This window comes from Microcoleus sp. Pol7_B2 (assembly GCF_036701035.1).
Lineage (GTDB): Bacteria > Cyanobacteriota > Cyanobacteriia > Cyanobacteriales > Microcoleaceae > Microcoleus.
On sequence record NZ_JAUBQB010000029.1, the window covers coordinates 50,777 to 73,223 of the forward strand.

Here is a 22,447-nt window from a genome sequence, read left to right on the forward strand (position 1 = left end):
TTCACTGGTTAAGGGGATGAATTATTCTCATACAAGTAGAATGATTTAAAAGATCATTTCATGTTCAAAAAAATTAATTAATCATCTCTGGAGGTCAGTATCGAGCTTAAAGTTACAGCAGATTGCCGGTGAATAGAGTACACTTTATTCCCAAGCACCTACGAAACTGGTTTACAAAATCGCTATCCGACTCTCCTTTTACCCTCATCTCAAGCAGCAGCAGGGTCAGCAACCAACGCCCTCATATAATAGCAAAGAGGTCGGACATTGTGCGACAAAGAACTGCAACTGAGTAAATCCCGATCTTTGCAGGGGCTTTTCAGCACCCAAGAGCTATCCTCTTTGAGGGTCAAGCCTGCTACGAATGGATCGTGGGAGCGGGAGTCAACATCAGTAGCACTCCAGTGAGACCGGATTGGGGAAGAAAGCCCCGATCGAGCAAGCCGGATTGCGAAAAGGCTCCTGAGCGACTTGCGGTGATGAATGTTTGGCTCAACTTTGCCAAGAGGAGTCTAACTCGAAGTTGCAAGGGTTTTCCAGTACCTAAGAGCTGATGAGCGGCTGATATTCATGACTTGAAAATGGGCGGAAGTCATTATAGCATTGAGTAGTTATATTACACAGCAGGCGAAACTGAAACGGTGTTGGCGGTTGATTTACTCGCTCTACACGCACTTCTACAAAACTAGGATTCCTCAAGAGAAGTTCAAAAATCTCACTCTTCAAATATCGCGGACAATACCCGACAATGTAGTGGTCTTCTGTATTTAAAGTCAAGGCTTTAGAATCATAATGATTTTGAAATTCGTGAGCTAACCACAACTTTTCTCCTGTCTCTAAGCGGTTAATTCGCTCAATTGCACAGGGTGGCAAATACCGCAGTCCGTGCAAGAAAAAGTGAAGGCGATACCGCCCTTCTGAATCTGGCTCAGGAATGGGAAAAACAGTTAGAGTATCTGTTTCTCGCCGCCCACCGCTGCGGGCTAACATGGCAATTGGATCGCTTTCATGTTGAGTCAGATTTAGCCAGTGAAAAAAACTTGAGTAATCGGGGCGATTTTTCGGCATCAACCGATTAGCAAATACGGGAAATAAGTAGGTTGATGTATATACTTCACCTAAGCGCGGAAACGAGGGCAAGGGTTCAAAACCGCACTTCTGTTGAGCTTCTAAAACGCCTTGCGTGTAGGTAAATTGGTAGTTGGTTCCGTCAAATGTTAGCCTGCCAATGGGAAACCAGGAACGGCTGTTTGGATCTTGCCAAGCCAAAAAAAGCGTTGAGTGTGTTTTCACGGTAGCGTTTTCCTCAAGTTAAGCAGTCTGTGTTGATTGAATTCAATAATTTTTTGGGCAAACTCGGCTGCAATCGGTGAGATACGAGTGTTAGGAATTCGATGAAAAATATCCACTATACTCGCCTTTGAGATACTTTCAAGTCGCTCAAGCCATATATGCGCTGCATTCGGAAATCGACGTGCAGCGCAGTCAAATACATCAATTGTTTTGAGAGGCTTTTTATCATCAACGCTGCCATAAAACGCCGAGAAACATTTGTTAGCATAAGCCTCAACTGAGCGTTTTTGCCTTTGTCGATCTGAGAGGTCGCGCCCCAGACTGGAAGCATGATCGTAACTGGGTGCTAGGTGTGCTGTTTTGGATGTAGTGGACGCTAGATTTACTGTTTCGGATGCACTGGGTGCTAGGTGTGCTGTTTCGGATGTAGTAGGCACTGCCTTATTTCGGACAACACCCCAGTTTTCGTGGTGGCGATCGCCATTGCCAATCCACGCATCTAACAGAAGATAGCCGACAAACACTTCTACAGCTTTTTGGATGCCACTGGGTACTGTCCAACCAATGGGTAAGTTCACAGATTCATCAGAGATAATTCTCAACACTAGATCAATTGTATGTTGTGACAGGTTGTAGGTTGCAAAGGTGGGGTAATTGGGCACGATGGGAGTAAGAAGTTCGTTACCGTGAACGAGGGTGCCACCGTTAGGCAAAAAGTAAGAAGAGACTACACCGAGATTCCCCTCACTCGTGGCGGCCAGTTCATAATTAGCATGAGGAATTCCCAGTAATTCGCACAATTCGGAGGCCACTTTTTCTGCCCAATCTTCGCCTAAATCAAGTCTTGCTTGTTTGTACAGGCAGCGGCCGAGTTCTGGGTGTTCAAACCAAAACTTATACTTGCTTCCCATTGCCTCAGTCTTGGAGAGTTCGTAAGCTTGAGGGGTGACAATAATGATGGGAAATTCATCAGGCATAAATTGTTTAACCTATTTCTTTCGCCGCACTCGCAGTTCACAAATATAGCAACCGCTTTCGTCGGTTAGAACACAAAGTCTGGTAGGGTTCATGAATGACCCCTACCTTGTCTATAGCAGTATGACGACTGCTATAGAACCCATTTGACATATTGTAGCGATCGGACACCAGCAGCCGATCGGATTGCAGCAACCTTACGCCTCGAAAAGCTCTTTTTTGAGGTCGTTCGCTTTAAACCCATAAAAACCGCCTCAAAGGCGTGTTCAGCCCAAGGAATTTAGAGCATTTTTGGAGTTTTTCTAAAACAGAAGCCTACATTGTACCCGCAAGGCACAGTGTAGGTAGTTCATGTAGCTTTAATTTAAGAGCCGCTTCATCAAAATGGTGGGTGGAAACCCCGTCCTTCTAGGACGGCTTTAATTAGTTTAGCTGGCTCACAAAATAAATGATATATAGCCTTTATTAAAAAGATGAGGTGCACTCCTATTCCCTGAATATCGGGACTTTCAAGCCTTATTACATACCTCATCTATCTGAGAAAGGCTATAATGCAAGCATGACACAGAAAGCATTCAAGTACCGATTCTATCCAACTCCCGAGCAAGAAATCTTGCTGAGAAGAACGATGGGTTGCGCTCGATTAGTCTACAACCGTGCATTAGCCGCAAGGACAGAAGCATGGTATGAACATCAAGAGCGAGTCGGATACTCTGAAACTTCTACTATGTTGACTCAATGGAAAAAGCAAGAAGACTTGCAATTTCTAAATGAAGTTAGCTGTGTACCACTACAGCAAGGGTTGAGACATTTACAAACCGCCTTTACTAACTTTTTTGCAGGAAGGGCAAAATACCCCAATTTCAAGAAAAAACATCAAGGCGGTAATGCTGAATTTACTAAGTCTGCTTTCAAGTGGAAAGATGGCAAAGTATTTCTAGCAAAGTGTTCTCAACCCTTGGATATTCGGTGGAGTCGTCAACTTCCTTTATGTGCGGAGCCATCAACAATAACGGTGAAGCTCTCGCCCTCTGGACGGTGGACAGTTTCTTTACTGGTAGATGTTGAGATTGAAACATTGCCTGAATCTCCTAATCAGATTGGGTTGGATTTGGGTATTACTAGCTTGATTGCTTTGAGCAACGGTGAGAAGATCGCCAACCCCAAAACATTCAAGGCAAAACGACGTAAATTGCGTCAAGTACAAAAGGCTCTTAGCCGAAAGAAAAAGGGGTTTAATAACCGTCACAAAGCAAGGTTAAAAGTCGCTAAAGTTCACGCTAAAATTAGTGACGCTCGGTATGATTTTCTTCACAAATTGACAACTCGACTGGTTCGAGAAAACCAAAGGATTGCAGTCGAGAATTTGTCTGTGAAGAACCTGGTCAAAAACAGAAAGCTCTCTCTCTCGATTAGCGATGCTGCTTGGGGTGAAATTGTCAGGCAACTTGAATACAAGTGCGACTGGTATGGTCGTACCTTTGTCGAAATTGACCGATGGTTTCCTAGCTCTAAGCAGTGTGGGCATTGTGGTCACGTTGTTGAAAAGTTGCCGTTGAATATCAGAGAGTGGGATTGTCCTAAATGCAGTACACATCACGACAGAGATGTGAATGCTGCTAAAAATATTCTGGCCGCAGGGCTTGCGGTTAATGTCTGTGGAGCGACTGTAAGACCTTCCGAGAGTAAATCTCGGAAGGCTGGTGCTATGAAGCAGAAACCTAAGTCGTGAGTCTTAGGAATCACCGTGGGGTTGATTCCCGGTGAGGATGTCAATTTTCCAATCCCTCACCCACCAATGCTTCCAGTTCAGCTAACAGCTTCTCTAGTTTCTTTTGCTTTTTGGGGTCATCCCAAACCTTAGACTTTTTTACTCTGCCATAAGCTGCATCTACGCGACTTTTAAGTGAGCGATCCGGTGCAGTCGCCTCCCCTGTATTTTGGGCTTTTAAATCGGCAGTGCGCTGTTTGATTTGGGTCAGAGAAAGGTCGAGAGCGATCGCCTCTTCTAACAATTGGGAGCGCTCTGAGCTATCCTTAACTCGGGCGATCGCTCTGGCTTTGGTATACTCAATCCGTCCTTTCCGCAGCGCTCCAATCACCTCATCTGGCAGGTTCAGCAAGGGGAGGCGATTGGTTCGGAAACTCTCTGGAGTGTACTTCCCGACGAGTGCAAATATATCGCTTACTATTTGCCAGTCCGAGCTGTGGATAACGTTATCCACACCGGCGCGTTCTGGGTGCGCGGCCGCTCCGAGCAAAGCAATAACTGACGAGGAGGTAGAGTTTAATTTCATTGCCAGCAATTGCAGAATCCCTTCGGTTTCCTCAATCGCATTCAAATCTTCCCGCTGCAAGTTCTCCAGCAGTGCAATTTGCAGAGCCTCTGTGTCTGTCAGTTCCCGAATCACAACAGGAATCTCAGTCAAACCTAACGACGAAGCGGCTCGATAGCGCCGTTCTCCAGCCACCAATTCGTACTTGTTGCCATCTATTGGGCGTACCAGGAGCGGTTGCAGAATTCCTAGCTGCTTGACTGACTCCACCAGTTCTTGCATGGCTGTCGGATCGAAATAGCGGCGCGGTTGCTGCTGGGGCAAGACAATTTTGTGTATTGAGACAAGTTCGGATGCGGCATCTGCGCTGTCGCTGGTTCCTAATAAAGCCTCAACCCCTTTGATTTGATAAGGCTGACTGTCGCGCTTTTGATTCATGCCAGAGCTAAGAGTCCTTGTGCAATAGTATCGAGTACGGCGACGGCTGGATGTTTTGGATTGTACACGGCCAGAGGTACGTGTTGCTGTGACGCATCGGCAAAAGCCACAGTCCGAGGCACAGGGGGGTAAATCGCACCAATCTTCTCCAGAGAAGTAGTAATTGACTGCAAACTTTGAAAGGCCTGTACAGTACGGGTATCGTACAGCGTTGGAATCACTCCAGCAATCTGCAATTTCCGATTAGCGCGTTTCCTGACGCGAGCAATGGTTTGCAACAGCAATTCGGTTCCTTTGAGAGCTTTATATTCAGTCTGAATCGGAATTAAGACGTGAGTGGAGGCAACTAGACTGATATAGGATAGGATGCCGAGCGAGGGAGGGCAGTCTATCAATATGAAGTCATAGTTCGAGCTCAGGGGGTCAATGACTTCTTTTAGCCGACTATCTCTCATGTCAGCCACTACCAGTTCCAGCTCTGCTCCGCTCAAATTAATATTAGAAGGGAGCAAGTCCATGTTGTGAAGGTTTTTGCGGAGCGCCGCGTCAGAACCGTTCATAATGGACTCGTAGACAGTCTCCTGTAACTCAGATGGCTCCAAGCCCATGAAGGCGGTAAGTGAGGCTTGGGGGTCCATATCTACTAACAAGACTTTTTGCGAACGCTTCGCCAAATGGTAGCCTAAATTCATTGTCAAACTGGTTTTGGAGACGCCACCTGACTGGTTGAACAGCGCAATAATTTTGCTCATCTATTTTTAAGCACGCAATAAACGTGTTGATTCAACAACAATATTAGTGGACTGCGGCTTATTCTAGGCTAATCTTTGAAATAACTTTGAGAACCGCCTCTGATAACTGCGATCGCAGTTAGCATTGAACTATCGCAGTTATCATTGAACTAGAGATGTTCAGCGCAGTCCCTACCCATAATCTTGGATTTGGGTGGGGTTCGTTCAAAGGTAGTGTTGAGTTAAATCGCTGATAATATCTAAGCTCATATTGTCAACTAATTTAGTCAAAGCCGCAGCAAGAGGCTTCTGCGACAGGGGAATTCGCTCAATCAACAGCCTTACCGCTTGCTCATCTCCACAAGCGGCTGCTTTATAAAGCTTCTCAATCGACTCCCTCGGCAACACAGATAGCGACTCAGGAGTCAGTTGCATAACAGGCTCATCCTGTTCGGACTTCCTCGGCGACTCCTCTTCATAGATATAGCGAACACCCAAATGAAGCGCCATCTTCTCAAAAATTACTGCCTCTCGGAACGGTTTGGCAACAAAGTCATCGAAGCCGTTCGACATGGCGAGTTCCTGGGTTTTAACAAAAGCATTAGCGCTCAAAGCAATAATCTTAGTGTTAGAACCGTTCGGCCGTGCTCTAATTTTTTGAGCAGCTTGAAAGCCGTCTAGAACAGGCATCCTCAAATCCATCCAAATTAAATGCGGCTTGTACTTTCGCCACAATTTAACAGCTTCAATTCCGTTATCCGCGAACCACACAAGAAAGCCAGCCGACTTCAATATTTGAGTTAGCAGCAACCGATTTGCAGACTCATCGTCCGCTACCAGAATGCGATATATTTGTTGGTTGGATGCCAACCCCTTCACTCGTTTTTGTGGCAGTCTGTCATAAATTTCGCTCTGTGTTGCATGACTGACTTTAATGTAAAAACTAAAAACCGTTCCTTTCCCCACAGAACTTTTGACCTTAATCTCGCCACCCATCAGCTTCACGAAAGAGCGACTGATTGGCAATCCCAAGCCCGTTCCCGTTTGCGATTTCCTACCAGTTTCAGTTTGCACGAACGGCTTGAACAAACGGCTAATCTCTTCAGGGGCAATACCAGGGCCTGTATCCTTCACTGAGAACTGGAGAAAGAATTTGGGTAACGGTTTTTTAGCCATAGACTGAAGGCATTTTACAGTCAGCTTCACCCTACCCGTCTCAGTAAATTTAACAGCATTGCCCAACAGATTAATCAAAACTTGGCGCAGCTTGCTTTCATCAGTTCGGACGTATTGCGGTACATCTTTCCGGAGTTCAAAAACAAGCTGCACTCCCGACGACTGAGTTTTGAGTTGGAACATCCGTTCTATGTCCGAGAGCAAACTGTAAAGGTCAAAAGCATTTGATTCGAGGGTAATTTGACCAGCTTCAATCTTAGACAGCGACAAAATATCGTTGATTAGTTTCAACAAATGCTCGCCACTGCGATTGATAATATCTAAACTCGACTGCTGTTCCGGTGCAGTTTTTTTAGAGTTGACAAGGAGGTGGGCAAAGCCGATAATCGCATTCAGAGGCGTTCTCAATTCGTGGCTCATATTGGCCAGAAAGGTACTTTTAGCGCGATTGGCACTTTCGGCTGCAATTTTAGCTTGTTTTAGTTCAATAGTTTTCTGTGCAACTTGCCGCTTTAAATCGCCAGAATATTCTTCTAACCGCTTGCGAGATGCTTTTAACTGGCAATTCATGCGCTCGAAAGCACAGGCTAGGGCTTCGAGTTCGGCAATACCGCTACCTGAAAATGTTGAGTCGAAGTCGCCACCAGCTATCGCCTCTGTTGCCGAAATTAACCGCTGCAACCGCTGTTCTATTCTTAGGGAAATGGACAGCAAAAGGCAGATAGAAAGAACCAAAGCCAGCAGCACGAGCAAAATAGTGTTGCGGGTGTTGGCCTGAACTTTGCTCGTGAAGTCGGTTTCGGGTACAACTGCCACAATCAGCCAATTTAAGCCTTTCGAGTTTTTAAAAGGTCTGACTTGCAGCAAGTATAGTGAGTTGCTGGCAGTAAAGTTATGATTTTGGCTGCTGTTAATAGCAGCGAGGCTGCCATAATGTTTAAGCAAATACTCTGTTGAAAGCTGGATTACTTTTTGTTGCAGAGCTTGGGCGCTTTCTCGCTGCCGTCCGTCAACAGAAATAGACGGTTTTGGTTCAGTTACCTCGTTCCAAGCAACTAAATGTCCCGAACGGTCTAAGATAAAGGCTTGACAGTTAGGGCTGATGTGGAAATCGTGCAAGTTGAATTTTGAGGTTGGGGTAGAAAAAGCAGAATTTGTTTTTTGTTGACGGAATATTATTTTTGGAGAGTCTGACCCATTTCTTTCCCCATTTGGTTTGATTGTGACTCCCGCTGTTTGACTTGGGGGAAGTTGGTTTACCGAACCAGTTGGAATTTGATTGTAAGTCCCTTCTCCTTTCCCCACCCCTTCTTTTAAGTAGTTGTCAAGGCGGTCCCAGATGCGGCTCGTTGCTTCTGCCAATAGGTGTGCAACTACGTCATTCATTGTCTGCCGCCCTGTTTGAAAAGAAAGCCATCCCGTCAGACATAGTAAAGTCGAAATCAGGAGAGCGTTGGGGACTGTAAGCACAACGCGCAGCGGGAGGGCAGACTTTTTTTGAATTGAGCTTTTTGGGCGGAACATTGGTTGAAAAAAGGGAGTGGGGAGTGGGGAGTGGGGAATGGGGAGTGGGGGAGAGTGGGAGAGCGGGAGAGGGGGAGAGGGAGAGACTGAGAGAGTGGGAGATTAGAGGTATGCAGTAAACAGCAAGCTGTTTAAATTTTCAGGTAGATGGCAGTTACACAATCCCTCATTTCTCTTCAAGTGGGTGAGTATATGTTAGATGTTGAAGCCCTCTAGTTTTTATCGGGTTGTTGCAAGTTTTCAAACTTCTCCCCCTCTCCCACTCTCCCCCTCTCCCTTTCTCCCCTCTCCCCCGCTCCCCACTCCCCATTCCCGTTACCTATTCCCGCAGCTCCGGCTCCAATCAAAAAGCAGAGCGACTTTTAAGAAGCCGAGTAGTTCGGGCTGTTGGCGGTTGTCGCTGTTGAAATCTTGTTCCAGGGTAGTTGAATTCTTCTCGTGCAATGCGGCTCAGCTCGACAATCACAGACAAGTCTACTCCGGCTCGTGCTGCAGCATCGGCCGCCGATAGATTCTGATTTCTTACCAGAGCTAAAAATTGTCGCACGCTGTAGACTACTGGGTCGCTGGCTGCTGTGTAGCCTTTTTGAATGGCAATCAGCAATCCTTTTTCAACATCTGATGCTGCGGGGGCGCGACCTCTATCAACGTTCACAGTCGGCGACATTCTTGGGGTGACGGGAGCGATGCGAATTCCTAAGTGTTCTGGTTCTTTGTTGGTAGGAACGATGTTGAAGTTGTAAAGTCGCTGTTTCCCTTTTGAATCTACAGTTTTGATTGAAAGGTTAGTGATGGTAGCTGTGGTAGCTCCCGGAAAATTGAGCGCTTGAATGGGACGCAAGAAAACAGTTTTGGCAAGGCCGCTTGCCAACTGTGCGTCGGTGCTGAAAACTATTTTTGAGGGGTCGGCAATTAAAACGTAGGCGAGAGCTTCGTCGGTTGAGCTGAAGTCGATCGCACTCGCGCGACCGGGATAGACTAAAATATCGATCGCACTATTGACGGCAATATCTCGACCCACAGTTTGATAGCCTGTTACTCTTGATTGAGCAAAAGCACAGTCGGGGTAGCTTGCAGTAGCGAACACTGCTGTGAACAAAAGCCCTCCGAGGGAAAGCATTCTTGGGGATTGGATGCGATTCGTCATGGCAGTTATTCGTTGATGTTGAGAAAATTGTTGACAGTAGAAACGGGGATTTCCTTTACTAATCGCCGCAGTCGCGTTGGGGCGACTTAACCGTTTACCGACGGTTTGGTTATCGGTAAATGTTGAGAAAGCTGTTAACAGTAATAGAAACCGGGGTTCCTTTATTAACCACAGCTACATTAGGGCGGTTTAAAAGTTCTTCAGTTGCTCTATCGGAGCGGCTTTCCATCCGTTTTGCTAGGGGGCTGAAGAAGCCATCGAGGACGGCTGACCAAATTTGGGGGTCTCGACTTTCAACGGTGGTTGTACTGTTCCCAAACCTACCGCTAATACTGCTAGAGCTCCTGACTTTAGGCTCTGCGAACACTTGACCGACTCGTCCAACTCCCGACAGCACTGCGGTGAGGATATCCTGTCCGGCAATATCGTTCCCTGGGTCGAAGTAGCCTGAAGCAATCAGTGGCCCTCCGCCCTCTCCTGCAATCAAAATTGCGCCTTCTGGAAGGGGCTGCTGTTTAATCTGACCGTTTCTATCAGAGTAGACGAGCGCCACAGCAGTAGCTTGTACCATGCGATTGGTTTTGCTGACGGTGCTGGCTTTGGCAATGACAACCGTGCCTGCTGGAAAAGCAATAGAGCCGTCAGTTGCCGTGAAGTCTGCTGTGAGAGTGACAGCAAATTTGTCGTAAAGCTGTTTGCCTGAGCTTTCATCCCACAGCAGGGGAACCGAAACTACGCCGTTGGCTGTGGTTCCAAGGGGAACCTGAGCTGTTTGGGGCGTGCGGTTGAGAATGCCTTTTGCCCCTGGGGAATTTACTTGTTCTAGGGTTGGGGAATTTGTTAAGGCAGAAGCCTCTGGAGCAGCTTCTGGGGAAAGGGTTTGAAATTCTGTATCGGCGGGCAAGGACGTTGGACGAGCGCTCAGTCGAGTCGCAGTCTCGATTGGGTTATCGGTAGAATCGGAACTTGTTTGGGGGGAAAGGGCAGTCGGAGTTAATTGGTTAGTGGGGTTTTGGGAGTTGTCGGTGGTTTCGAGGCTGTCCTCTCCATAAGGAAACTCCGGGTGTAGCCTTTCCCCGCTGGCGTTATTTGGGTGGCTATATAGTTTTTCTGGGATTTGCTCGAAAGAAACGTATGAGGGTTGCGACTTTTGGTTGCCGATATTGACTGTTAGGAATTCAGTTGTGGGAGCTGGCTTTGTCAGAGCGGCGGCGGTAGCACTTGTTGTCGCTAGAGTGCTTGGTGTTGCACTCACGGCATTCGCTATTCGGTTAGGGTCAAAATTTCCCCTAATTTGTCCGAGTTGAGCGAGTTGGTTCCACCGCTCAAACGGGTCGATTTTTTCTTCTGTTGGAGTTGGAATTAAAGGTGGGGGTATTAACGGTTTGGGTATGGGGGCTGGTGGGGGCGCGGGTGTTCTTTGCGGTATGGGTGCGGGTGCGGGTACTGTTACCGTCCGCACTACTGTTCGGGGTGCGGGTAGGGGTTCGCGTAGAGGAGTAGGTGGCGGTGCAGCGCTCCGGGTAGCGACTAGACGCGGAGTTCGCGGATTTCGTGGGGCTCTTGACGGTTTGGGCGACGGTTCTGTTTTGGGTTTTGCGGTTTTTTGCGGTTTTTCGGCTAACAGTTTTTGTTGGTCTTGGTAAGCTAATTTAGCCAGCAACTCCGGTTTTTCATCTTTAATGGTGCCAGAAGAGCTTTCTTTTGGTGTTGATTGTGCGATAGGTTCGCGAGGTGATTTAGGCTTGATAAATTGCCAAATCAGCAGTCCTAGCAATAGTATTCCACCAGTCAATAGCAGTATTGTCACTGCTCTAGGAACGCCTCTTTCGGAAACAGGCGGGGGCAGTGGTCTTTCCTCATCTTGAGCGAGTTGATATTGAGTTTCAAGTGTTAGGGGTGCATTGGGGTCGAAATTAGCAATGAAGTTTTCATCAATATCATCATCTTTCGAGGGGGAGGGGGAAGGGGGAGGGGAAGGGAAAAAGTTGTCTTCTGACATCTTGCTACTATCGTTATTAAGGATACTTTCGCTATCAAGAGGGAGTGAATTATTTGGCTCAATTTCTGCGGTTGTCAACTTTGTTTGATGAGAATTGTTTGAAGATTCTTGTCTGTTACTCATGGCTACTGTCTTGTTGCTTATTACGATGGTTAATTAACAAATGATTGGCTTGTATGTGAGGGGGACAGAGCAGAAAATTAGGACTTCTTTGTTGTTAAAATACAACCGCTTGAAGTTCATATACAGCACTTTTCAGGTAAGTGAAGTACAAACAAATCAGTTTCTGTAGGGGCGGTACTCCTTTCCCCTTCCCTGTTTTTCCTTCCCCTTCCCCTTCCCCCTCCCCTTTCAGGTAAGTGAAGTACAAACAAATCGGTTTCTGTAGGGGCGGTACTCCTTTCCCCTTCCCTGTTTTTCCTTCCCCTTCCCCTTCCCCCTCCCCCTCTAAGGTTTGAATTCGACAATTCGGGAAATTTCTAATCCGGCTGCTCTCAAAGAGTGAATAGTCTTCTCTAATTCATTAGCGTTTTCTTTGAGAGGGGATTTTGGAATTTCTACGGCTTTGACGGTGAAGGTTCGATTAAACTGTTCTCGGCTTTCTCCAATGCCTTGCTCTAGCACTACGCGAGTAGCAATTACATCTATTTCCCAAACTCCTCTTTTTATTTCTCTCGGTTCCCCCATGTGAGAGATATAAACTCCAGAGCGGGTTTTTCCTGAATAGATGGTGTTGGGAACGAGTTTGGCAAGTTCGACCAGGGAAGCTTTACCAAACTCGGATTCCATCATCAAGGAACCCATCCAAGCAGTTGTAGGAACTTGGGAACCTTTAACTTTAATGCCGGGGTCTGGGTCATTTGTGCCGGGAATTTTGCCTGACCAAGCCCAGGTTAAATTTACCCAACTGGATACAAAATTTTGGATAATTTTCGGCTCTCTGTACAGTTCATCTTGTTCTGCAATTCGTGCTGCGGTTCCGTCTTTTAACTGGACAAAGGTAACTTTTCTTTGAGATAAGGCTCTCAAACTGACTGTATTCACTAAAACAGTAATTGTCAGGAGGAAAACAAAGCTTGTTAGTAGAACAAAGCACAAGGCTAAGGTGTTTTTAGATTTAGGGAGTAAGGGTTGTGATTGTGGAAATTTCATATTATCGAAGGGGATGGCGAGATGGGGGATAGAGAATAGGGAAATAGGGAGGAAATGGATTGGAAAACTGGGTTTGAGTAGTGAGTAACAACTCGGTTCGGTGAAGAAAAAGCTATCGGAATTTCCTTCCCCTAGATCAGTTTTTCAGCAATAACGCCGATCGCGTTACTGGCAATATCTGTAAGTTGTTTGGTGCTATTGGCGATCGCACTATACAAAGCAGTTCCTCCACCCTTGGCAATTAACACGGCAAGAACTGGAGAAAACACAGCTAAAAAGAATAAAAAGGCGATATCTGTAACTAACTCTGCATCGGATTTGACAATCACTACAGCGACTAATCCAACGACGATGTTGTACCCCAATTGCACTCCAAATAACGACATAAACCCTATTAACCAAGCCCAGATGGGTTTTCCTTGCAGCGGCAGCAGCGACAAACCCATTGCCAGAGGCCCGAATAGAGCTGTTAGCAACAATGCTGCTTCTAAAATATTGACAAATGCCCACTGTACTGATCTAAGAATTAAGCGAATGATGGGCAAGACAGTAGATCTAAAAACTTGCCCTGCAAAATCGCCATTTCCTATATCCTGAAGATTGGCAACATTGCCTAAATTTTCCACAAATCGCTGCAAGCTTTTGAGAGGCCCTCCATTTTGCTGTTCGGCTGCCTGGAGGATTTGTTGAGCTGGCTGTTTTTTGCTGTTCCAGCATTCCACTAAAGCTGATCCAACTTTGCCCTGACATTCGCTGTAGAGTTTTTCAATTTCTTCTTTGCCAGCACTGGTGAGGTTAACGTCGCTCAGGGCAGTTCTGAAGGTCATTTCTCCGACTTGAATTTTCATAATTTCTTGCACTTGAGTGCTGCCTACAGCTTTGATGAATTTGACACTTTCAGCTAAGACTTTACCGTTGTTGCTGAGAAATACTACAATTACGAGTGGCCAGATAAACATGGCTACTAGCTCTGACCAAGACTGTTTTTCGATGATTTCTTTGCCACTGGTGACAGCGAGGTAAGTAACAGATATTCCCGCCAGAATTAGTCCTAGTTTGACTAAGGCAATCCAGAGAGAGGATTCTTGAGTGTTGAAGGTGTTAAACCAAACTAAATTCCACGATTCGACGGTTTTTTGAGAGACTTCTATGGCATCAGATAGAGTGTCCAGGGCTTGTCCTGCTGTGCTAGTTTGGGCGATTAGTTGTGTCAGCATCGCGGTGTCTCCTTTTTGTGATTTCAGTCTTCGCTTGCCCCCAGGGTGATGCCTCCCGGCATTTGAAACAGTCCCGCTTGAGTAGAAGAAGCGGTAGCCGCCGCAGCATCCTGCCGTCTCTGGGCTGTGTTAATTTCGTTGAGTTCTTCAGCTTGTTGAGCATTGAGAATGTTGGCAAAACTGCGATCGATTTGAGCTTGCTGGCCCTGCATGACTAAGGCACTTTGATTTTCTGCTGATAAGGCTGCTTGCTTAGCTGCGAGCGCACTTTGTTGAGATATGTTTCTCATAATGTTCTGTGTGACATCTTGACCTTCTGAATCAGCACCCAATTCCATTGAATTTTGGCTCTCGCGATTAGTTTGCTCTACGTTCTGCTGGACAATTTCTTTCATCTGAGCTTGCTTTTGTTGAGCTTCTTTACTGAGAGTGGCTTTATTGGCTTCACTGACAGCACTTTCTCTTTCTGCGAGTTCTGCGGTATTCTCTTTGAGGCTGTAAGAATCTTGCGGTCTCTTCTCTAAAGCAGCGGATAGTTTTGTCCCTTCGCTTTCGGAGGTGTTGCCGTCCATTATGCTTTTAACTGCTTCTTTTAGGTCTGGAACTTTCAATTCTCCCAGGAATGAAGAGAGGGTTGACTCTATTTCACTGCTAAAATTTTCGACTTTATTTAACAAATTGTCCCAGATGCCTGAGATGCTGTCGGAGATGGTGGAGATGGTATCTGAAATTTCGCCTGTTATGTCGCTAATTGTGTTTTCTATACCTCCTATTTCTTTCGGGTTGCTCAAGAAGTTATTAGCTGATTGTTGGATTTGGCTTTCTATTTGTTGATTGGGAACTGTGAAGCTGGAGCGGTTGAAAGTGCTGCTGTTAGGATTGTTTAAGCTTGGAAGCTGTGTGGCAGTCGGATTGCTGTCAGAGGTTTGAGCTTTTGCTTCAACAGAATTTAGTATTAAGCTCAGCCAAATTGCAGGAATGCCGAGGGCAAGTTTGACAATAAATTTCGGTGATTTCATCGGTTTTTCTCCGTCTAGCTAGCAATAAGGTCTTGAGGGGATTTGTGTCCATTGATATCAGTGACTGCATTCTTGCCAATATTGGTTAATGAACGTCCTTCTTTAACGGCTTGTACATATTCAGAGGCAAATTGTTTGAGTGCTAGCAGTTGCCCTTTTAACGTATTGGGATATTGAGCCATCACTCGGGCGCGAGCCATCAATTCAGCTTGATTGTTAGCCACACTTGCTAAGATCATTTCGCCTGGATAGTATCGGCTTTGCCAGAAACGACCTCCTTTTTCAATTAGCCAATTGGAATAAAGATCGGCAGCTCGGGGAAGGAAAGCTTCTGTGGCATTTTGGCTAATAATTTCAGCCGGATATCCCAAATTTTTGATCCAAGAAGTGGCTCCGTTTGATGTCAATCTTCCGGTAATTCGATACACCATGTTTTGCATAATCATAGTTCCCGCACTACAGTCGCAAATACTGTCGATATCTTGGGATAGCAAGAGCACTGAAATGCCATTTTTTCTACCCACTGCACAGAGTTCCCCTACTACTTCAGCAAATCCGTCTTTTTTAAACAAAATCGAAAGTTCGTCTCCGATAAATAGGCTTTTAGGGTGAGAAAGTGCGTTACGGATGCAAGCAGCGTGGGCGTTAATGGCCATCAGGTACTGGTCTTGTTCGTTGCCCAGACCGCTAAGGGCAAAAAACTTAACAGCGGGTTCGGGTGAAAATGTACTCGGTCTGCCAATTGCTTTACCTAAAGGTGAGGCTAGTAATGCGTTGCATTGAGTGATAATTTGGTTGATGGCAATGCGGTCGAAGTCGGTAAAGTTTTGTAGGTTTAGTTGCTCTTTTGTGCAGAATTTCAGGAGGTTTGTGAGGGTTGGCATTTCTTGCCACGCGGTCGATTTCCAGCCTTTTTCAAAGGCAGTATTGTAGCGCTCGATAATGTCTGGGTCTTCCAGAAATTTTTTCAGAGTTAGCAGCAAAATGGCATCGACTCGCTGCGCTAATTTTGGGTCGCGGACTTTACCCATGCTGATAATAGTCAGCGCTTTTCGGATAAACTCTTTCCATTGGTCTAGTCGGCGCGATCGCTCTTCTCTGTCGAAACGCCTCAAATCAGGTATTTCAAGTAGATTTGAGCTGCCAGAGGTGATGTCGTAGTACGCACCGTCGTCGCCTAACAGTTTCACTGCTGTCTCAAAGGTACTGCCGCTTCCTGCGGAGATGTCCATACCGACTACTGGGATATTAGCGGCTATTGCATCGGCTGCAAATCGCCATCCCAAAACACTTTTACCGGAACCAGACTCGCCTGTTATGACAGCGCGGCTGGTTTGGTTGTGCATGAGGTCAACGTACACGGGTTTGCCGCCTTTGGTGATGATGAATTCAACTCCTTTTGAGTCGATGTCCCTTACAGCAGTTAAGGGCAAAATACCGGGGACAGTTTCGGTGTCTAAGGTGAGGCGGCGTTCGTTAATTAGCGAACTGCTGTGCAACAGCCAGCTTACAGTAATGGGCAAAGTTTCTAGCCACAGTTGCCAAGCAATGTTGCGCTCTCTTAATACCTTGGCAGAGCCGAAGCTGTGGGAGAGCATTTGGCAAGCGTGTGTTAGTTGCTCCGGCGTTGGTCGGTAGACTAAGAAGGTGACAGCAGCGTGAATTGCTCTTGCACCTTTGTACATTTTTTTCTGGGCTTCAAAGGATTCTTCCTGTTTGACTTCTGCTCCTACATCGCGACCTTGACCTTTTTCTAAAGCGCGTTTTTTGGCACTTTTTGATTGTTTAGCTTGCCTTGCTAAGTTGTCTTGAATAATAAAGTTGGGAGCGGCGCTAATTTCGACAACGGCTTCAGTATCGCGGACGTAGCTGTTGCTCATAATTTTCCAGAGCCATTGCAGTTGCTCTCTAGTATTGAGCCAGCCGCCGGGGCCCTCTTCCATTGTTAGCACACCGCATTCTGCGTTTCTGCCGGGGAGCAAAATGCGTGAGCTAGCTTTTCTGTGTTCTGGGCAGCTCGAACGGCCGCTCATACCTTCAATTAAAATGGTGCAGGCGTGTTTGTGACTGTTGAGGGTTTCGGTTAGTTTGTAGTCGGACGCGGTTTCTTTTAAGGTGAGAAGTTGGGGAATAGGGGGTACGGGTGCGCTGTTGAATTTTTGCCACAGCCATCCCCACAATGCTTGGGCATTCATGGGTTGAATTTCCAGTCCAATTTTGGTGTTTAGCAAGAGTTCCCACCGGATATAGCCTTGCTCGAAAGCGTCGAGCAGCAGTTGTTTGTAAAAGCGTTCAGAGTAGATGCGCTGGTTGCCTGTAAATTGTGCAGCAATGCTGTTAGCTGTGTTGATAATTCCATTGATGAATTTACTCAGAGGGTCGTTGGATTTGGAGCCAGATTGAGCGTTGAATGTCCAAGTGCAGAAAATAGTTTGGTTCCACAGTTGTCTGGTGCCTGCTAAGTTGAGTTCTTGAATGCGTTTCTGTTCGTTACGAACGAGTACAGAAATGGGTTTGAGGTGACAGTTGTCAGCCAATTCAGTTAACTGTTGCTGGCGAACGCAATCGCTGCTGTAGCAGCCGGTGTGAAAGGTCATTTTTTCGCCTGGGGGAATATCTTTTAGCCCTTCTTCTAAGGCTGTGGCTGCATTGTTTACTTCATGACGGTAGAGAATGTTGTGAAAGCCAGCCGTCTCGAATCCGAATACAATTTGGTATTGACTGCCTTCATTCAGTAAGTAACCAGAAACTTCTCGACCATCCTTTTTGATAGTGACTAAACACAGGAGGTTTTGGTAGTTTTGGAAGGGCATAAGTCGGCTGTTACCTCCTTGTTGATTGGGAGCAACTTTGGGTTTAAGTTTGACTCGGACTTGTGAATCGCTAATTCGGTGGCGAATCGGGTTTGGTCGGTGTTGGGGAACGGGAGAAAGGTATAAAAGATTACCGTTGTACCACTCATTCCCCGGCGGAGGTCTAAACCTGTCTACAAAAAGGTGAGGTTTGTTACCTGTCAGGAGCCACCAGCTTATAATTAGCCAGAAAGTAGTGATGAAAAACCAAGGCATTCCTAAGCTGAATAAGCCGTTGGTGAGGAGGTAGGAAATTACGGTGATTAGCATCCAGGGAATTAGCTGTTCCGCTGGAATAATGCCGATGCTGGCTTGTTTGCCAAGAATTTTGTTGACGGAGATGAAGTCTTTGTCTGGGTCTTTAAGCATGGTAATAGGGGGAGGGGGGAGGGGAAGGGGAAGGTAAAGCCAGGTTGTTATTAGTTTCAATCGCTACTAATTGGTGTTGGGAAGGGAGGGGGAATGGAAGAAAAAGTAGAGGAAATTGTTAGCTATTAACAGCGAGTATTCAGTGTTCCTAACTAAAAGAATAGGAAGGGTAGAACAAGTTGAGTAAAATCGCGTCCTTCTCAACGCAAGCGAGATGATTTTTGATCAGTAAGAGAAGAAGGTTTAACTCAAAACTAGAAAATTTATCCTTCCCCTTCCCCTTCCTCTTCCCCTTCCCCTTCTTCCCTAAGCTCCGCCTCCTCCGCCATTGCCAACAAACAGAAAAGTTATTACGTCAACGGCAATTACAATGGCAAAGGCTAAGGTAACTTGGGTAACAATTGGTCTCCAGTCGTTACCTTGTTGTGCTTGGTTGTAGGCGAAAAGAGAAGCGGCTGCTACTAACAAAAGAAAGGCTCCGCGAATTAAGTTAAAAATCAGTTCGATGACTTCGGCATCAATAGCTTCGCCTCCTGCTGAAGAGGCTCCTTCTGCGAGTTCTTGCATAAATTCTTCTAAGCCGGAGAGGAAGAGGGCGTTAGCTGGGGAATCGAGTACGGAGCAAAGTGCAGTAGAGGTGATAATGGCAGTGGCAATGTGCCAAAAGCGAATTTTGCAGCCAATGTATCGCTCTACAATGGGAATAGCTCTAGTGATGTGCCATAAACTCAAAAACACAATGCTGGAGCAGCCTAAAGTCGCAATTAAGAGCGGGTCATGAATGCTGAAGTAGATGAGTGAGGCTAGGCAAATGGCGAGGAATGGAATGTCGCCCCGTTTAATTTTCTGTTGTTTTAACCAGCGTAATAATGAGTTGCGATTTCGTTCACTTCTTGTTTGGTCTAAGTAAGTAGCCATGTCACTCTCTCGATTATTTTAGTGCTTTAATGCCAATTTAAGTTGTATCTAATGCCCGGAAAATCACCAAATACGGTGATTTTATATAGTGACAATTACCCCCTCCAAATGGAGGGTGCAAGTGAAATAACTTATTTCAAATTTCCATTTCCACCTCAGTTTTTTTAGCTTCCTGCTTGTTGGAGTTCTGGTTTTGAGCAAGTTGCTGTTGGGATAGGAGATTTTCTACTACTTCTGGTGGAATGTCGCACAAAAGTACCTCAACATTACCTTTTTGGAGGCTGGCCTCAAAAACTATCTCACTGTGAGAGTTAAAGCCTTTGACAGTACCCTTCGACTTGGATTTATCGCTGAATTCGACTTCAAAGTCGAGGCGCGAGCCCTGGGAATCGGTAAAGCTCACTTCATCTTGATTGCTTCTCTTTACCATTTCAGCTAAGCGTTCTTGGTTGAGAGCTTGTTGAAAAATGTTTAAGCGGTCGAGTTCTTCTTTTTCTTCAGGTTTCAGGAAGTCGTTTGTCACTTTCCATTCTCCAGTTTTATCCTGTACTGCTGAGAACATTTCCTCGCCTTCCTTAGTTTTTAAGCTGACAGCGGTAGAGGAGTCAAAATTTGTTACATAAAGTTTGGCTTCTCCTAAATCAACCCCATCTTCTAATGCAATGCCTTCCGCATTTGCTTCTTCTTCAGCTAGGCTGTAAATTTTTGCCAGTGTTGCTGCAAGTTGGGAGTCCTGAGTAAGATTTTGGGCTGTCACAGTGATTTTTTTAGCAGTAGCGTTAGCGCTGCTAGCTGGGATTGTTGATTCTAATGAAATTTTTTCACCTATTTCTGTTCCGTTTTGTACGAATTGGTCGCTGAGGGATGGAGTCGAGCTGTCGGGCGGTTCTACTTTTGCATCCGCAGCTTGAACGCCTGTCTCGCTTTTTTGAAGAGAAAGTTTGTTCTCTAAAGCTTCTATTCGCTCTTCTAGGGTATCGAGTCGCTTTTCGAGTCGGTTGAGTGCTTCATTTATTTGTACGAGTTGTTCTTCAAAACTCGCCTCTGTGTCAATCTTAATAGCAGCCGTTTTTTCAGAAGTGTTGTCTCTCACACGACCGGAAATTTTATCAACTTTTCCGTGGACTTTGCTAACAGCTTTAGCTAAGAGCATACCGGGTGTTGACCCAAATTCGGCATCCGGTTCAGGTAAGATGTTTTGTTCCGGTTCTGGCTCCGGTTCAGCTATCGGTAAAGCTTCGGATTCGACCATTGCATCTGCAACTGAATCCGCTTCAACCAAGGTGGTAACTCGCTGGGAGAGCGAGTCAGCCCGCTGGCTTTGAGCTTGGAGCCTTTTGACAATACCGGCAACTTGGCGCTCTTTTCCAGCCCCAAGAGCAGCTTCTATAATTTGAGAAGCTGCTTTTTTCCCCATCAGAGTAGCGAGAACCGCAACTTGAGTGCTCAGGCCGCTGACAGTTGTACCTTCTACCTCACTTCCAGAAATGGCTGTTCTACCACTAACTTGTACAGCAGCATCGAGGATACTATCGATGTTCTGGTCGTTTGATTTTTTGCCTTGAGGTTGCTGTTGGCTCGTTCGGGTTTTTGAAGGTGTGGCTGCTAAGGATTCCGTAGCTTCTACCGCTTCATCTGTCTGAAGTTTTCTTTTGGTTTGGGATTTAGCTGATAATTCTTCGTCTTCCAAATCTTCTCGCTCAGAGTTTTGAAGGTGGCTTTTAGTTTGAGGCTTAGCTTTAGGTTGAGGTTCTTTGACTTCAAACTCATCTAACTCACTTAGTTGATTTCTCGGAGAGCGGTTTAAGGCTTTAGATTTAACCAGTGGTTCCTCCGCATCCAACTCCTCTAGGTCATCTTTTGGAGGTCTAGTTTTGGTTTTATAGTTGGGTGATGGCTCGTCATCCTCCCAACTTTCTATTTCATTTTTTTGTGATTTAATATTGGCTTTAAATTTCGAGTGACGCGAGGGTTCATCATCCTCTAATTCATCTAGCAAATTGTCTTTTTTAGACTTGGTTGCCGCTTTTGATTTAGACGTGGAGGAGGGTTCGTCATCCTCCAATTCATCTAGTAAATCGTCTTTTTTAGACTTGGTGGTCGCTTTAGATTTAGACTTGGGGGAGGGTTGCTCATCATCCAATTCATCTAGTAAATTGTCTTTTTTAGACCTTGTTTTAGTTCGAGGCGAATCGAGTAACGCCTCAATTCCTGTTTTAGTAAATCGGTTGTCGTCGGGCTCTCCCAAGTGTTCCATCATGTACTTTCCTGTGGTAGAGCCGTACTCTGGTCGATCGCTCAAACTGAGGACAAGTCCGTTGTGCTTGACCTCCACGCTAATGCCAGGTTTGCCATCAGCTTCCGTTAGTTCTTCAATTGCATCGGCAAAATCTTCTACGCTGGTGAGTCCATTTTCCTGGCAGTAATCTAAAGCTTTCTCGCAGCGATTTCTTAGGTAGTTGAGGATTTTCTTGCCCTCGGCTGTGTTAGGGGTGATGTAGTTTCCCTGGCTTCGGCTTCGGGATGCTGTTTTTGTAGCCATAATTTTTGTGACAGGGTGAGTGGATATTTCCCATGAAATTCGAGTAGTGTGTCTAGTGACTTCACTCGGAAGAGCGGTTTTAGGGACTGAAAACTACCCCCTCCGATTGGAGGGGGTAGGTATTTCTGATATCTGGAGCAAAAGAAGTGTCATATTATGTCCGTCAAAATACTCATAAAAGCGTAGGCTTCAATGTGTGTTGTACGAATCTCCTCAAGGAAGGTCAAAATACCGGACATAATATCACTTCAGAATTCATGTTAAAGTTGTGCGTCGGCAACTCTATTTTTCGAGGATGTTGAAACTAACTCAGCATCGATTGTTAAGAGGTATTTGAGAAACTGAGCGCTGCTGTTTTCGGAAAGTTTCTTACTAATTTTACCTGTTTTCAAGTCAGCAGCTAATACCGGATTATCAGCTTCATCTCGGACTAAACATCTAAGATTATTGCGATTATTGCTAATAAAAGCTGTCCAGTTTCCCACAGGGATTTTAGTTGCTCCAGTTTGGTTATATGCTTCAGAAATTGCATCCTTCAGCAGTTGTGAGAGGTGGACGGGGCTTGCAGCAATGTCTCCAGGTTGAGACGGCGGTTTGTTTTGAGCAGGGGTTGGGGATACGGATTGCGATCGCCCTTGACGAGAGGTTGGGGATACAGATTGCGATCGCCCTTGACAAGGAGTTGGGGATACAGATTGCGATCGCCCTTGAGAAGAAGTTGGGGATACGGATTGCGATCCAGGGTGGATTTATTGTGATCGGATGATTATATAATGGAAGGGGCGATCGTCCCCTAGCGGATCCCGCTTGACCATC

At 45.9% G+C, this 22,447-nt stretch carries 16 protein-coding genes; 2 read left to right on the forward strand and 14 right to left on the reverse strand.

Annotated elements, in window-relative coordinates:
• Positions 1–543 precede the first annotated feature (543 nt).
• Both QUA57_RS13550 and QUA57_RS13555 read right to left on the reverse strand, forming a co-directional pair.
• Positions 544–1,293 carry an HIRAN domain-containing protein gene (locus tag QUA57_RS13550; RefSeq protein ID WP_333061425.1) on the reverse strand — a complete coding sequence of 250 codons (750 nt, stop codon included), beginning with the start codon at positions 1,291–1,293 and terminating at the stop codon, positions 544–546.
• Complete coding sequence (locus QUA57_RS13555; protein ID WP_190663951.1) at positions 1,290–2,270, reverse strand: HipA-like protein; 981 nt, start codon at positions 2,268–2,270, stop codon at positions 1,290–1,292. Before QUA57_RS13555 ends, QUA57_RS13550 begins: the two co-directional genes overlap by 4 nt.
• A 557-nt stretch (positions 2,271–2,827) precedes the next feature.
• Between QUA57_RS13555 and QUA57_RS13560 the strand changes: the two genes are divergently transcribed.
• On the forward strand, positions 2,828–4,000 hold the full coding sequence (locus tag QUA57_RS13560) for an RNA-guided endonuclease TnpB family protein (RefSeq protein WP_333061459.1): 1,173 nt from the start codon (positions 2,828–2,830) through the stop codon (positions 3,998–4,000).
• 40 nt (positions 4,001–4,040) lie between these two features.
• Here the strand turns inward: QUA57_RS13560 and QUA57_RS13565 are convergent, their stop codons facing one another.
• The 12 genes from QUA57_RS13565 to QUA57_RS13620 all read right to left on the reverse strand — a co-directional run bounded on the left by QUA57_RS13565 (position 4,041) and on the right by QUA57_RS13620 (position 22,116).
• The gene (locus QUA57_RS13565; RefSeq protein ID WP_333061424.1) at positions 4,041–4,982 is read right to left on the reverse strand and encodes a ParB/RepB/Spo0J family partition protein; all 942 of its coding nucleotides are present in this window, start codon (positions 4,980–4,982) and stop codon (positions 4,041–4,043) included.
• Entirely contained in the window at positions 4,979–5,734 is a 756-nt protein-coding gene (locus QUA57_RS13570; protein WP_333061421.1) for a ParA family protein, read from the reverse strand. Before QUA57_RS13570 ends, QUA57_RS13565 begins: the two co-directional genes overlap by 4 nt.
• 204 nt (positions 5,735–5,938) lie before the next feature.
• Positions 5,939–8,275 (reverse strand): ATP-binding protein, encoded by a 2,337-nt coding sequence (locus QUA57_RS13575; protein ID WP_333061420.1) that lies wholly within the window; start codon positions 8,273–8,275, stop codon positions 5,939–5,941.
• Positions 8,276–8,756: 481 nt separating this feature from the next.
• A complete protein-coding gene (locus QUA57_RS13580) occupies positions 8,757–9,560 on the reverse strand; it encodes a hypothetical protein (RefSeq protein WP_333061419.1) in 804 nt (267 codons plus the stop codon).
• A gap of 109 nt (positions 9,561–9,669) precedes the next feature.
• Positions 9,670–11,562: a hypothetical protein gene (locus tag QUA57_RS13585; RefSeq protein ID WP_333251145.1), complete on the reverse strand. Its 1,893-nt coding sequence runs from the start codon at positions 11,560–11,562 to the stop codon at positions 9,670–9,672.
• Between the two features lie 447 nt (positions 11,563–12,009).
• Entirely contained in the window at positions 12,010–12,660 is a 651-nt protein-coding gene (locus tag QUA57_RS13590; RefSeq protein ID WP_333251148.1) for a hypothetical protein, read from the reverse strand.
• Positions 12,661–12,845: 185 nt separating this feature from the next.
• Positions 12,846–13,931, reverse strand: a complete 1,086-nt coding sequence (locus QUA57_RS13595; protein WP_333061416.1) for a hypothetical protein — start codon at positions 13,929–13,931, stop codon at positions 12,846–12,848.
• Between the two features lie 23 nt (positions 13,932–13,954).
• Entirely contained in the window at positions 13,955–14,950 is a 996-nt protein-coding gene (locus QUA57_RS13600) for a hypothetical protein (RefSeq protein ID WP_333061415.1), read from the reverse strand.
• 14 nt (positions 14,951–14,964) lie between these two features.
• Positions 14,965–18,171 carry a hypothetical protein gene (locus QUA57_RS13605; protein WP_333061413.1) on the reverse strand — a complete coding sequence of 1,069 codons (3,207 nt, stop codon included), beginning with the start codon at positions 18,169–18,171 and terminating at the stop codon, positions 14,965–14,967.
• A gap of 306 nt (positions 18,172–18,477) precedes the next feature.
• The gene (locus tag QUA57_RS13610; RefSeq protein ID WP_333061411.1) at positions 18,478–19,089 is read right to left on the reverse strand and encodes a hypothetical protein; all 612 of its coding nucleotides are present in this window, start codon (positions 19,087–19,089) and stop codon (positions 18,478–18,480) included.
• Positions 19,090–19,225: 136 nt separating this feature from the next.
• Positions 19,226–21,631 (reverse strand): hypothetical protein, encoded by a 2,406-nt coding sequence (locus QUA57_RS13615; protein WP_333061409.1) that lies wholly within the window; start codon positions 21,629–21,631, stop codon positions 19,226–19,228.
• Positions 21,632–21,891: 260 nt separating this feature from the next.
• On the reverse strand, positions 21,892–22,116 hold the full coding sequence (locus QUA57_RS13620; RefSeq protein ID WP_333061408.1) for a hypothetical protein: 225 nt from the start codon (positions 22,114–22,116) through the stop codon (positions 21,892–21,894).
• A 29-nt stretch (positions 22,117–22,145) separates the two neighbouring features.
• Between QUA57_RS13620 and QUA57_RS13625 the strand changes: the two genes are divergently transcribed.
• The gene (locus QUA57_RS13625; RefSeq protein ID WP_333061407.1) at positions 22,146–22,397 is read left to right on the forward strand and encodes a hypothetical protein; all 252 of its coding nucleotides are present in this window, start codon (positions 22,146–22,148) and stop codon (positions 22,395–22,397) included.
• Positions 22,398–22,447 lie beyond the last annotated feature (50 nt).